The organism is Hymenobacter sp. NBH84, assembly GCF_014217645.1.
Classification (GTDB): Bacteria; Bacteroidota; Bacteroidia; order Cytophagales; family Hymenobacteraceae; genus Hymenobacter; species Hymenobacter profundi.
The window spans coordinates 67,430-79,429 of sequence record NZ_CP043646.1; the positions used below are offsets into that span (position 1 = coordinate 67,430).

Annotated in this window: 13 protein-coding genes; 12 read left to right on the top strand and 1 reads right to left on the bottom strand. The window is 65.3% G+C overall.

What is annotated here, in order from left to right; genetic code table 11:
* Positions 1–20 precede the first annotated feature (20 nt).
* From F1C16_RS21085 to lpdA, 6 genes are all read left to right on the top strand, one after another.
* Entirely contained in the window at positions 21–1,211 is a 1,191-nt protein-coding gene (locus F1C16_RS21085; protein WP_044019271.1) for an efflux RND transporter periplasmic adaptor subunit, read from the top strand.
* 129 nt (positions 1,212–1,340) lie between these two features.
* On the top strand, positions 1,341–1,874 hold the full coding sequence (locus F1C16_RS21090; RefSeq protein ID WP_185284561.1) for a hypothetical protein: 534 nt from the start codon (positions 1,341–1,343) through the stop codon (positions 1,872–1,874).
* A 47-nt stretch (positions 1,875–1,921) separates the two neighbouring features.
* A complete protein-coding gene (locus tag F1C16_RS21095) occupies positions 1,922–4,177 on the top strand; it encodes a heavy metal translocating P-type ATPase (protein WP_185284562.1) in 2,256 nt (751 codons plus the stop codon).
* A complete protein-coding gene (locus F1C16_RS21100) occupies positions 4,174–5,070 on the top strand; it encodes a cation diffusion facilitator family transporter (RefSeq protein WP_073285480.1) in 897 nt (298 codons plus the stop codon). The genes F1C16_RS21095 and F1C16_RS21100 overlap by 4 nt, the downstream gene beginning before the upstream one ends.
* A 21-nt stretch (positions 5,071–5,091) precedes the next feature.
* Complete coding sequence (locus tag F1C16_RS21105; protein WP_185284563.1) at positions 5,092–5,967, top strand: cation transporter; 876 nt, start codon at positions 5,092–5,094, stop codon at positions 5,965–5,967.
* A gap of 36 nt (positions 5,968–6,003) precedes the next feature.
* The gene (lpdA, locus tag F1C16_RS21110) at positions 6,004–7,416 is read left to right on the top strand and encodes a dihydrolipoyl dehydrogenase (RefSeq protein WP_073285486.1); all 1,413 of its coding nucleotides are present in this window, start codon (positions 6,004–6,006) and stop codon (positions 7,414–7,416) included.
* 66 nt (positions 7,417–7,482) lie between these two features.
* Here lpdA and F1C16_RS23175 read toward each other — a convergent pair whose 3' ends face one another.
* A complete protein-coding gene (locus tag F1C16_RS23175) occupies positions 7,483–7,647 on the bottom strand; it encodes a hypothetical protein (RefSeq protein ID WP_258049182.1) in 165 nt (54 codons plus the stop codon).
* A 123-nt stretch (positions 7,648–7,770) separates the two neighbouring features.
* On the opposite strand from F1C16_RS23175, the gene F1C16_RS21115 reads away from it, so the two are divergent.
* The 6 genes from F1C16_RS21115 (at position 7,771) to F1C16_RS21140 (ending at position 11,969) form a co-directional block, all read left to right on the top strand.
* The gene (locus F1C16_RS21115; RefSeq protein WP_308461664.1) at positions 7,771–8,253 is read left to right on the top strand and encodes a hypothetical protein; all 483 of its coding nucleotides are present in this window, start codon (positions 7,771–7,773) and stop codon (positions 8,251–8,253) included.
* 23 nt (positions 8,254–8,276) lie between these two features.
* Positions 8,277–8,546 (top strand): hypothetical protein, encoded by a 270-nt coding sequence (locus tag F1C16_RS21120; RefSeq protein WP_073285489.1) that lies wholly within the window; start codon positions 8,277–8,279, stop codon positions 8,544–8,546.
* Between the two features lie 79 nt (positions 8,547–8,625).
* Positions 8,626–9,294 carry a DUF305 domain-containing protein gene (locus F1C16_RS21125; protein WP_139252268.1) on the top strand — a complete coding sequence of 223 codons (669 nt, stop codon included), beginning with the start codon at positions 8,626–8,628 and terminating at the stop codon, positions 9,292–9,294.
* 4 nt (positions 9,295–9,298) lie between these two features.
* The gene (locus F1C16_RS21130) at positions 9,299–10,027 is read left to right on the top strand and encodes an SDR family NAD(P)-dependent oxidoreductase (RefSeq protein WP_185284564.1); all 729 of its coding nucleotides are present in this window, start codon (positions 9,299–9,301) and stop codon (positions 10,025–10,027) included.
* Positions 10,028–10,079: 52 nt separating this feature from the next.
* Positions 10,080–11,279 (top strand): family 1 glycosylhydrolase, encoded by a 1,200-nt coding sequence (locus F1C16_RS21135; RefSeq protein WP_185284565.1) that lies wholly within the window; start codon positions 10,080–10,082, stop codon positions 11,277–11,279.
* A 12-nt stretch (positions 11,280–11,291) separates the two neighbouring features.
* Entirely contained in the window at positions 11,292–11,969 is a 678-nt protein-coding gene (locus tag F1C16_RS21140) for a hypothetical protein (protein WP_135436990.1), read from the top strand.
* Positions 11,970–12,000: the final 31 nt, after the last annotated feature.

Here is a 12,000-nt window from a genome sequence, read left to right on the forward strand (position 1 = left end):
TTTTCTTGCCTCCCCCTTTCATGACAAAATACGCATTGCTGGCCCTGCTGGGCCTGACGCTGGCCGGTTGCGGTCAGGAGAAAACGGATACGGCGGCACCGGAAGCGGCCGGGGCCACCACGGAAACATCGGCCGCGGGCGGCGAAGCCGCCGCCGAAGAAAACGCTACCGAAACCACCCTGTCGGCTGCCGAGCAGCGGGCGGCCGGCATCCGGCTGGGCCGGGTGGAAGACCGGGTGCTCAGCGGCACGCTCAAAGTCAACGGCACGCTCGACGCGCCCCCGGAAAACGCGGTGGCCGTCAGCGCCCTGCTCGGGGGCATCGTGGAGCGGACGACCCTGCTACAGGGCAGCCGCGTGCAGGCCGGGCAGGTGCTGGCGACGGTGCGCAACCCCGAGTTTGTGCAGCTCCAGCAGGATTACCTGGAAACCAGCAGCCAGCTGGAGTTTGCCCGCGCCGAGTACGAGCGCCAGCAGGAGCTCTACCGCCAGGAAGTAGCCCCGCAGAAAAATTTCCAGAGGGCCCGTGCCGAATACCGAGCCATGCAGACCCAGGTGGCGGCGCAAGCCGCCCGCCTGCGCCTGGCGGGCCTGCCGGTGGGCGGCAAGATTACCACGACGGCCCCGGTGCGGGCCCCGCGCGGCGGCTTCCTGAAAACCGTGAATGCCAGCGCCGGGCAAAGCGTGACCTCGACCGACGTGCTGTTTGAAATCGTGGACCCGGCCCACCTGGACGTGGTGCTCACTGTGTTCGAGAAGGACGTGCCGCAGGTGCGCGTGGGCCAGACCGTGCGCTACACCCTGGCCAATGATTCGGCCGGGGCCGAGCACCGGGCGAAGGTGTATGTGATTGGCCGCGCCGTGAGCGAGGACCGCACGGTGCGCGTGTACGCCCACCTGAGCCGGGAAGACGCCAGCCGCCTGCCCGGCACCTACGTGCGGGCCACTATCGAAACCAACTCGGCCACGTTGCCCTCCCTGCCCGACAAGGCCCTGGTGCAGTTTGGGGGAAAGAGCTACGTGTTCGTGGCCGAAGGTCCGGCAGGAAAAAACCAGGAAACGCACTACCGCATGGTGCCCGTGACGGCGGGGGTAAGCGAAAACGGCTACACCGAAGTCCGTCTGCCGCAAGGCACTGCGGCGGCGCAGGTCGTGGTGGAGGGCGCGTACTCGCTGCTGGCCAAGCTCAAAAACGCGGAAGAAGAAGAATAGCCGCGCATTTTCTCCCCTAATCCGGCCGCGTTCCTGTCGCGGCTCTTCGCCCTGCCCATGTTCCATCTGCTCACCGGTTGCCTGCTGTTAAGCCTGCTGCACGCCGCGATTCCCAACCACTGGGCGCCGGTGCTGGCCGTGGCGCGCGCCGAGCGCTGGCCCCTGCGCCGGGCCGTGGGCGTGACGCTGGTAGCCGGCCTGGCCCACGTGCTGAGCACGGTGCTGCTGGGCCTGGGGCTGGGGCTGCTGGGCTGGCGCTTGTCGGCGCAGTTCTCCCACCTGGCCCGCGGGGCGGCCCCGGCCCTGCTCGTGCTCATTGGCGTGCTGTACGCCTTGTCGGGGCCGGGACACGCCCACCCGGACCCGGCCCCGACCCGGCCCCGCGGCCGGGTGGTACTGGGGCTGGCGGCGACCATGTTTCTGGCGCCCTGCCTGGAAATTCAAACGTTTTTTCTGGCCGCCGGCACCCACGGCCCGGCGGCGCTGGCCCTGCTCATGGGGGTGTACCTGCTGGCTTCGGTCTCGGCCATGTGCGCGCTGGTCGCGCTGGCTCACCGGGGGCTGGGTCGCCTGAACCTGGACGGGCTGGCGCACCACGAGCGTCGCCTGACCGGGGCCGTGCTCGTGCTGGTAGGCCTGGCCGGCTTTTTCGTGGACTGGTAGCGGCCGGCTGGCTGCTGTCTTCATTTTTCACCTGATGCATCTTTCCTATGCCTGATCCAACCCCTTCCAATACCGACGAAGAGCTCAACACCGCCAAGCAGGTGCAGCTCGACAACGTGGGCGCCCTGAGCCGGGACCAGCTCACGCCTGAGGCCGCCGCCGCGCCCGAGGGCCACGACGTGCCCGGCCACGACCACGCCACCCACGACCACACGGGCCACCACCATCCCCCCGGCAAACAGGTCGTGGACCTGGCCGGCCAACCGGCCGACGAGCACGCCGGCCACTCCCACGGGGACGGCGACGACCACGACCACGGTCCGGCCGGGGACAACCCCTACCTCTGGCCCGGGGTGAGCCTGGCCCTGCTGCTGGCCGGCATTGCGCTCGACTACTATACGGTGGGCTTTTTTACCGGCTACGTGCGCCTGCTCTGGTACGGGGTGGCCTTCCTGCTGGTGGGCTGGAAAGTCATCCGCTCCGCCGTGCAAAGCATTCCGTCGGGCAACGTGTTCAACGAGTTTCTGCTCATGAGCATCGCCACGCTGGGGGCGTTTGCCATCGGCGAGTACCCGGAAGGGGTGGCCGTGATGCTGTTCTACACAGTCGGCGAATTATTCCAGGACGCGGCCGTGAACCGGGCCAAGCGCAGCATCAAGGCCCTGCTGGAAATCCAGGCCACGGAAGTCACGGTGCTGCGAGGCGGGCAGTCCCTGGTGCTGGATCCCAAACAGGTACAGGTAGGCGATACCATTGAAGTGAAGCCCGGCGAGAAGGTAGCCCTGGATGGGACGCTGACCAAGGGACCGGCTTCCTTCAATACGGCGGCCCTGACGGGGGAATCCGTGCCCCAGACCAAACAAACGGGGGAGCCGGTGCTGGCCGGCATGGTCAACCTGGAAAGCCTGATTCAGGTAGCCGTCACGGCAGGCTACCAGGACACGAAGCTGGCCAAGATCCTGGCCATGGTGCAGGACGCGGTGGGCCGCAAGGCTAAAACCCAGCAGTTCATCACCAAGTTCGCCAAAATCTACACCCCCATCGTAGTGGCGCTGGCCGTGCTGCTGGTGCTGGTGCCCTCCTTCGTGGTAGAGGACTATGTCTTCCGGGACTGGTTGTACCGGGCCCTGGTGTTCCTGGTCATTTCCTGCCCCTGCGCGCTGGTCATCAGCATTCCGCTGGGTTACTTCGGCGGCATCGGCGCGGCCTCCAAAGCGGGCATCCTGTTCAAGGGCTCCAACTTCCTGGATGCCATGCGCGAATTGGATACGGTGGTGATGGACAAAACCGGCACCCTCACGGAGGGGGTGTTTGCCGTGCAGCAGGTGCAGGCGGTGGGACTGGAGAAAGCCCAGCTGCTGCGGCTGCTCGGGGCGCTGGAAACCAAATCGACGCACCCGATTGCCAAAGCCGTCGTGGCCCACGTCGGCGCGGCTACCGCCGGCGTGGCAGTAGAGAACGTGGAGGAAATAGCCGGCCACGGCCTACGGGGCCGGGTGGACGGGCGCGACGTGCTGGCCGGCAACACCAAGTTGCTGCGCAAGTTTAACGTGGCCTACCCGGCCGAAGTAGACCAGGTGGTGGACAGCATCGTGGTGGGGGCCGTGGACGGGCAGTACGCAGGCTACCTGACTGTGGCCGACGCCCCGAAAGAGGACGCGGCCCGCGCCGTGCAGGAGCTGCGCGCCGACGGCATCAGCAAGCTGGTCATGCTCTCGGGCGACAAGGACAGCATCGTGCAGCGCGTCGCCCGGGAGCTGGGCATCGACGAGGCCCACGGCGGCCTGCTGCCCGAGGACAAGGCCCGCTACGTGCAGCAGTACAAAACCGAAGGGCGGAAGCTGGCCTTCGTGGGCGACGGGGTAAACGATGCTCCGGTGGTGGCCCTGGCCGACGTGGGCATTGCCATGGGCGGGCTGGGCTCGGATGCGACCATTGAAACCGCCGACGTCGTCATTCAGACCGACCACCCCAGCAAGATTGCCACCGCCCGGCGCATTGCCCGCGCCACCCACCGCGTGGTATGGCAAAATATCTGGCTGGCCTTCGTCGTGAAGGGTATCGTGCTGGTGCTGGGCGCGGGCGGCCTGGCTACCATGTGGGAGGCCGTATTTGCCGACGTGGGCGTGGCCCTACTGGCTATTTTGAATGCCGTGCGCATTCAGCGCATGGACTATTCCTCACCGGGTACCGGTAGCCCGTCGCCCGCTGCCCCGCCAGTTACAGAAAACCTGTCGGTGGTTGAGCCCATGCCCCGCGAACTGCGTGAAGGCCCGCACCACTCTAACGACCAAACGAAATGAGCGGGTCCCACGGCATGAGCGGCAGCGCCGCTTCGCGCAATAAGCGCGCGTTAACCATCGTCTTCTTCACGACGCTGACTTACCTGGTGGCCGAAGTCATCGGCGGCTGGTGGACCGGCAGCCTGGCCTTGCTGGCCGATGCGGGCCACATGCTCACCGACGTGGCCGGCGTCGGGCTGGCGCTGCTGGCCATCCGCTTCGGCGAGAAACCGGCTACGCCGGCCCGCACCTACGGCTACTACCGCTTTGAGATTCTGGCCGCCCTTACCAACGCGGTGGTGCTGATTCTGATTTCGATTTATATTCTCTACGAGGCCTATCTGCGGTTTTTGAACCCGCCCAAGGTGGAAAGCACGACCATGATGTGGGTAGCCGGCGTGGGCCTGCTGGTCAACCTCTACGGGGTGTACCTGCTGCGCAAAAGTTCGGGCGAGAGCCTGAACATGAAGGGCGCCTATTTCGAGGTGCTGTCGGATATGCTCACCTCCGTGGGCGTCATGGTCGCGGGGGCTATCATGATTACCACCAAGTGGTACTACGCCGACCCGCTGCTCTCGACCGGTATTGGCTTGTTCATCCTGCCCCGCACCTGGGCCCTGCTCAAGGAGTCGGTGAACGTGCTGCTGGAAGGTACCCCGGCCGATGTGAACCTGGAGGAGCTGCGCCAGGGCCTGCTGCAAGTGCCGGGCGTCGCGGCCGTGCACGACCTGCACGCCTGGGTGCTGACCTCTGGCGTGAATGCCCTGAGTGTGCACGTGGTGCTGACCGACGAGGCCCGGCACGAGGACGTGCTGACCCGCGCCCAGGACTACGTGACCACCAAGCATCCCATTCAGCACGCCACCATTCAGGTGGAGCGCGGCGACTTTGCCCAGCACGAAACCCATCTGTAGTGACTCTCGGGTCACTATTGCGTGGCGATAACACCTTCACTCGCTATGTCCTTCACTTTCGTTGAGTTGCAGCCGAACCAGCGTACTCCACTGCCAGCGTGGGTAACGGCTGCGGCTCTGGCGTTGCTGGTTTTTAGCAAGTGGGCCGTTGGGGTGCAAGCAGCCTCGCACGCACTGCTGGCCGATGCCCTGGCATCCGCGGCCCAGCTAGGGCTTCTTCTGATGAGCCGCACCGGCCGGTGGTCAGTCGCTGACTCTCCACAGGGGCTGGCCGCCCGGCAACGCGTGTGGACAACCGTCGGCGCCGGGGCATTGGTTACCGCAGCATTCGGTGCCGCCTGGTACTGCATTCGGGTGATGAACGTTCCGCACCCGCCGCCGACCATTGTATCAGCGTGCGTGGCCGGGGTAGCCATCGTGCTGGAAAAAGGCGCGTACCGGCAGCTGTTTGGCCCCCCTAACTTGGGTGAGTTCCGGGCGTGGTATCACCCCAGCAATGCGTTGCCGTCCAACCTCGCGCTCGTCGGCATCAGCCTGTCCATTCTGGGCGGCCCTGGCTACGAATGGGCCGATGACTGGGCGGCCCTGGGCATTTGCGCGCTGCTCGTGGGCAATGCCTACCGCCTATTGCAGCCAGCCTCGGTTGCCGGGCCAACGGTACGCCGGCAAGAATGGAAAGCCCGGCTGCAGTGCTGTACTCAGACGATTCCGGGCATCACCCTCGCCGAGGCCCATCTTGAGCCGTCCGAAACCGGTTCCGTTCTGCATGTATGGGTACGCGTATCCAGCCCCCTGACGGTTGCGCAAGAGCACGCCATAGCCCAACAGGTGCAGACTGTTCTGGCACCCGTCCAACCGCCTTCATCAACGCTGCTCGTGCGCATAGTCCCTTCGTAAGCCTGCACAACCACTCTCCCCCTTTTCTCCACAACCATGACCTCCTACGACGTAATTATTATCGGCTCCGGCCCCGGCGGCTACATCGCCGCCGTGCGCTGCGGGCAGTTGGGCCTGAAAACGGCCATCATCGAAAAGTATCCCACCCTGGGCGGCACCTGCCTCAACGTGGGCTGCATCCCCAGCAAGGCCGTGCTCGAATCCACCGAACTCTACCAGAAAGCCACCCACCAGTTCGCCGAGCACGGCATCGACGCGGACAACCTGCGCGCCGACCTGCCCCGCATGATGGCGCGCAAGGACCAGGTGGTGAAGAAGGTGTGCGACGGGGTGGTGTTTCTGATGAAGAAAAACAAGGTGGACGTACTCCACGGCGTAGCCTCGTTCGTGGATGCCACCACCGTGCAGGTCGAGCCCAGCGACGGGGGCAGTGGGGATAAGCAGCTGCTCACGGCCAAAAACATCATCATTGCCACCGGCTCCAAGCCTAGTACCCTGCCCTTTATCACCCTGGATAAGGAGCGTGTCATCACCAGCACCGAAGCGCTGGCCCTGCGCGAGCTGCCCCAGCACCTGATTATTGTGGGCGGCGGGGTTATCGGCCTGGAGCTGGGCTCAGTGTATGCGCGGCTGGGTAGCAAGGTGTCCGTCGTGGAATACACTGACGCCATCATCCCGACCATGGACCGCACCCTGGGCAAGGAGCTGCTACGCTCCCTCAAGAAGCAGGGTCTGGAGTTTTACCTCTCGCATAAGGTGACGGCCGTGGTGCGGACCGGCGACACGGTGAAGCTCACGGCCCAGGGCGGGCCATCGGCCGAGCTGCAGCTGGAAGGCGACTACTGCCTGGTATCGGTGGGCCGCCGGCCCTACACCGACGGGCTGAACCTGCCCGCGGCCGGCGTGGAGCTGGATGAGAAGGGCCGCGTGAAAGTCAACGAGGACCTGCAGACGACGGTGCCGGGCATCTGGGCCATCGGCGACGTGGTGCGCGGGGCCATGCTGGCCCACAAAGCCTCCGACGAGGGCGTGTACGTGGCCGAGCTCATTGCCGGCCAGGCCCCGGAGGTGAACTACCTGCTTATCCCGGGCGTGGTCTATACCTGGCCCGAAGTAGCCAGCGTGGGCTACACCGAGGAGCAGCTCAAGGAGCAGGGCAAAGCCTATAAGGTGGGTTCCTTTCCGTATTCCGCCTCCGGCCGGGCGCTGGCCGGGGCCGACACCGAAGGGCTAATGAAGGTGCTTACCGACGCGCAGACCGACGAGATTCTGGGCGTGCACATGATTGGAGCCCGCATTGCCGACATCATTGCCGAGGCCGTGGGCATCATGCACTTCCGGGGCGCGGCCGAAGACGTGGGCCTGATGTCGCATGCCCACCCCACCTACGCCGAAGCCTTCAAGGAAGCCTGCCTGAACGCGGCCGGCATCGGTGCCCTCAATATGTAACCCCGTATGCTACTCGCCTTTCTGCTGGCTGTTACGCCGGACGCGCCCCCTTCCTGGACCCAGGTGCTACTGTATTCCCTGGTGCCCGCCGCCATCATGGTCGTGGGGGCCGTTGTGGCCGTGCTGCGCCCACCCGGGGCGGCCATTCGCAGCGCCATTTTGCACTTCGCCGCCGGGGTGGTGTTTTCCGTGGTGGCCGTCGAGCTGCTGCCCGACATTGTGGCCCGACACCGTCCGCTGGAGGTTGGCCTGGGCTTCGCCATCGGCGTCGGGGTTATGCTGGTTCTGCGCTCGCTCACCCGCAAGGCGGCCGAAAAGGAAAAAGCCGGGCCCACGCCGGCCCTGCCGCCCGGGGTGCTGTGGGCTTCCCAGACCTCGCCGGACGAGGCCGTCCGTCCCGGCGCGCTGCCGATGGGCCTGCTCACCGGGGTCGGCATTGACATCCTCATCGACGGGCTGCTGCTGGGTATCGGCTTTGCCGCCGGGGCCGAGGAAGGTATGCTGCTGGCCATTGCCCTCACCATTGAAGTATTGTCGCTGGGCTTGGCCACGGCCGTGGAGCTGCGCCAGGATGGACAGGGCAAAGCCCGCACCGTGGGCATCGTGGCCGCACTTTCGGCCCTGCTGGTCGTGGGGGCCGGCGTGGGCATTACCGTGCTCAAGGGGGCCTCCGACAACGTCATGGAGTTGGTGCTCTCCTTTGGCCTGGCCGCGCTGCTGTTTCTGGTGACGGAAGAGCTGCTGACCGAGGCCCACGAGGAGCCGGAGTCGCCCTGGCTGACCTCGGCCTTCTTCCTGGGTTTTCTCCTGTTTCTACTTCTGGGCATGCTCGTGTAGCCGGCCACATTTTCTTACCTCCTATGGATTCGCACAAGCTTCTTATCGAACTCACCCTGGTGCCGGCGGGCCGGCATATTGCCTTTTCCAAAGACATGCTGGAAAAGGTGCACGTGTACCGCCGGGTAGGGACAGCCGGGGACGCCTGGCAGCAAGTGGCCACCAACGCCCGCTCGCCCTTCATAGATACGGAATCCTTTCCGGCCGGCACCACGCTGGAGTACCACGTGCAGCACTTCAATCAGCAGGATGCCTTTGAGGGACACAGCAACATCGTGCGCACGACCCTGTAGCCACTGAGCTACTCTTTTTTCACATTCCCGTCACCGCTGGGCTTGTGCCCAGGCGGTGATAAGCTACTTTGCTCGCTGCATGATACCTCGTTTCGTTGTGGGTGTGCTCACGTTGCTGCTGCTGGGCGCGTGCCGGGAGTCGACGCCGGAAACGCCGGTGCACACGGCCGACACGCACCAGCGCCATCCGGCCCCGGCCCAACCCGAACTCAACTCCGCACCAGCCGTGGCCGCCCGGGCGCGGCAGCGCCTGCGCACGGTGGCCCGCTCAGGCAACATCGACCACGACGTGGCCTCGCTGCTGCTGGAGCATCACCGCGGGGCCCAGCAGCTGGTTGCCGTGGAACAGGCCACGGGACGGGATGCGGACTTGCGGGCGCTGGCCGATTCGCTGCGCCGGGAGTGGCAGCAGGAAAGTCTGGCGCTGGGCCGGCTCGCGAGCCGCACCCACGACAAGGCCTCCGAAGAAAACACCCGCTTCTACCAGGAATTTTCCCGCGACGTACAGGCGGCCTGCGATTCGGCGGCCCGGTACTCCCGCCCGCCGACGGGCAACCCGGACGCCGACTTTGCCGCGGCCCTCTCCGCCCACCTGCGCACCGGCCTGCTGCTGGTGCAGGAGGGCATCGCCCACGGCAGCGACCCGCCCCTGATTGCCCTGGCCCACCGCTTTCACCACGACCATCTCCGGCACCTGCGGCAGGTACAGGCCTGGACTTCCGCTCACGCTTCTCCCACCAAGCACTGACCCCATGCGCTTTACCGACAAAATATGCCTCGTCACCGGGGGCGGCTCGGGCATCGGCCGGGCGGCCTGCCTGCAGCTGGCAACTGAAGGCGGCACCGTCGTGGTCCTGGACCGCGACGAAACCACGGCCCAGCAGACCGTGGACCTGATTGAAAAAGGCGGCGGTCAGGCCCGGGCCATCCGGGTTGATTTGGGCCTGGTGGCCGAGATAGAAGCGGCCATGGGCACCGTAGTAGCCGCCTACGGCCGGGTGGATGTGCTGGTCAACAACGCGGCCATGATGACATTTAAGCCGATTACCGAGTTGGCGGTCGAAGAGTGGGACCTGGTCATGGCTGTCAATCTGCGGGCAGTTTTTCTGCTCAGCAAACTGTGCCTGCCCCACATGCGGGGCGGAGCCATCGTCAACATCAGCTCCGTGCATGCGCAGGAAACCACGGCCAACGTGATTCCCTACGCGGCCAGCAAAGGCGCGCTGGAGGCCTTCACCCGGGGCATGAGCCAGGAGTATCCGGCTGCCCGCGTGCGCACCAACTGCGTGGCCCCCGGAGCCGTGGACACGCCCATGCTGTGGAACAACCCGAACGTGAAAAGCGGCAAGGAGAAGGTAGAGGGCGAGGTTGGCCACCCCGCAGACATTGCCGGCGCCATCTGCTACCTGGCCTCGGCCGATGCCCACTACATCAACGGCACCACCCTGGTCGTGGACGGCGGCCGGCTCAGCATCTTGTAACCGCCTCCCCGCACACACTTTTCCATTTCCGCTTAAACTTATCCCCAAGCCCATGAGCGCCTTCATGTTTGCCACCGGCATCGAAAACAGCTACCCCACTATCAAACTGCCGGACGGCACGATGCAGCGGGTGGACGAGCTGGAGAAAACCGGCCATTACGAGCGCTGGCGCGAAGACTTCGCCCTGGTCAAGGAAATGGGCATTGAGTTCCTGCGCTACGGCCCGCCCTACTACCGGGTGCATACCGGCCCCAGCCAGTATGACTGGGCCTTTACCGACGAGACCTTCGGCGCCCTGCGCGAGTTGGGCATCACGCCCCTGGTGGACCTGCTGCATTTCGGGCTGCCCGACTGGCTGGGCAACTTCCAGAACCCGGCCTTTCCCGAGCACTTCGCCGCCTACGCCGGGGCCTTTGCCGCCCGGTTCCCGGACCTGCAGTTCTACACCCCCATCAACGAAATCTTTGTCACCACCATGTTTTCGGCCCAGTACGGCTGGTGGAACGAGTGCCTGGCCAGCGACCAGGCCTTTGTGACGGCCCTCAAGCACGTGTGCCGGGCGGGTGTGCTGGCCATGCAGGCCATCCTGGCCGTGCAGCCGGGAGCCACCTTCATTCAAAGCGAGTCGGCCGAGTACTTCCACCCCGAAACGCCCGCCGCGCGGCCCCTGGCCAACTTTCTCAATCAGAAGCGCTTCCTGAGCCTCGATTTAACCTACGGCTACCCCGTGAGCGTGGCCATGTACGAGTTCCTGCTCAAAAACGGCATGACGGATGCCGAGTACCACTGGTTTGACGACCAGCACATCAAGGCCAAGTGCATCATGGGTACGGACTACTACCGCACCAACGAGCGTATGGTGCGCGAGGACGGCAGCACCTACCCGGCCGGGGACGTGTTCGGCTACTACGTCATTGCCAAGCAGTACTTTGACCGCTACCGCATGCCCCTGATGCACACGGAAACCAATCTCTGGGAACCCGACGCCGTGAACTGGCTGTGGCGGCAGTGGGCCAACGCCTACCGCCTCAAGCAGGACGGCATTCCCCTGGTGGGCTTCACCTGGTACTCCCTGCTCGACCAGGTGGATTGGGATACGGCCCTGCGCGAGAATAACGGCCGCGTCAACCCCCTGGGCCTCTACGACCTGGACCGCAAGATACGGCCCGTGGGCCGGGCCTACCAGCGCCTGATTGCCCAGTGGAAAGACGTTCTCCGGGACGAGAGCTACGGTGTGCACATCAACTATTAGCCCCCTCTTGCCATGCCTGCTTTCTTAGCACCTTTGCGCCGGGTACGCATCCTGTTGCTGGGGGCCGGGGCCCTGCTGCTGGGCTTTTGCGGTCACCCCCGCAACGAGCAGCACGCGGAACCCGCGCGCCCGGCCGTGGCCCCGGCCGACTCGGGCCACGTAGACGCGCCCGTGGAGCACGCCACCGCCACCGGCATTCTGCAGCGGTTGCAGGAGAGCCTGGACGGCCTCTCGCTGAACGGCCGGGCCGACCATGACTTTGCCCACCTGGCGCTGGAATACACCCACGCCGGCCTGGATCTGGCCAACCTGACGGTGGAGCGGAGCGCTTCCGATTCCCTACGGGCCCTGGCCCGGCGGGTGCGCCCCGGCCAGGAGCATCTACTCCCCGAATTGGAAGCCATTGTTTCCCGCCAGCATCATCTTCACACCAATCACCGCCTGGATCCGGCTACACCGTTTGCCCGCGCCACCGCATTGCTACGCCGCGATTTGGCGCACGCTTGCGCGGCACTTCCTGCTTCCAAGGCAGATTCTGCCGCTCAACTGGCGGCCGCATGGCGCGTGTACCAAACGAGCCTCACCCGTTTGGCACAGCTGCAATTGCGTTACGGGCAGGATTTCCGTCTACGAGAAATAGCCCGCTTGCTAAGCCCGCTGGCTGCCAGCCCTGGGCGGAGGCATCCCTAACATACCAAGTGGCCATTGTTTACTCGGACCT

Excerpts from the sequence above, each read along its gene's own strand:
- F1C16_RS21100 (WP_073285480.1), top strand. The coding sequence starts at position 4,174 with ATGAGCGGGTCCCACGGCATGAGCGGCAGCGCCGCTTCGCGCAATAAG.
- F1C16_RS21130 (WP_185284564.1), top strand. The coding sequence starts at position 9,299 with ATGCGCTTTACCGACAAAATATGCCTCGTCACCGGGGGCGGCTCGGGC.
- F1C16_RS21095 (WP_185284562.1), top strand. The coding sequence starts at position 1,922 with ATGCCTGATCCAACCCCTTCCAATACCGACGAAGAGCTCAACACCGCC.
- F1C16_RS21085 (WP_044019271.1), top strand. The coding sequence starts at position 21 with ATGACAAAATACGCATTGCTGGCCCTGCTGGGCCTGACGCTGGCCGGT.
- lpdA (WP_073285486.1), top strand. The coding sequence starts at position 6,004 with ATGACCTCCTACGACGTAATTATTATCGGCTCCGGCCCCGGCGGCTAC.
- F1C16_RS21120 (WP_073285489.1), top strand. The coding sequence starts at position 8,277 with ATGGATTCGCACAAGCTTCTTATCGAACTCACCCTGGTGCCGGCGGGC.
- F1C16_RS21125 (WP_139252268.1), top strand. The coding sequence starts at position 8,626 with ATGATACCTCGTTTCGTTGTGGGTGTGCTCACGTTGCTGCTGCTGGGC.
- F1C16_RS21135 (WP_185284565.1), top strand. The coding sequence starts at position 10,080 with ATGAGCGCCTTCATGTTTGCCACCGGCATCGAAAACAGCTACCCCACT.
- F1C16_RS21140 (WP_135436990.1), top strand. The coding sequence starts at position 11,292 with ATGCCTGCTTTCTTAGCACCTTTGCGCCGGGTACGCATCCTGTTGCTG.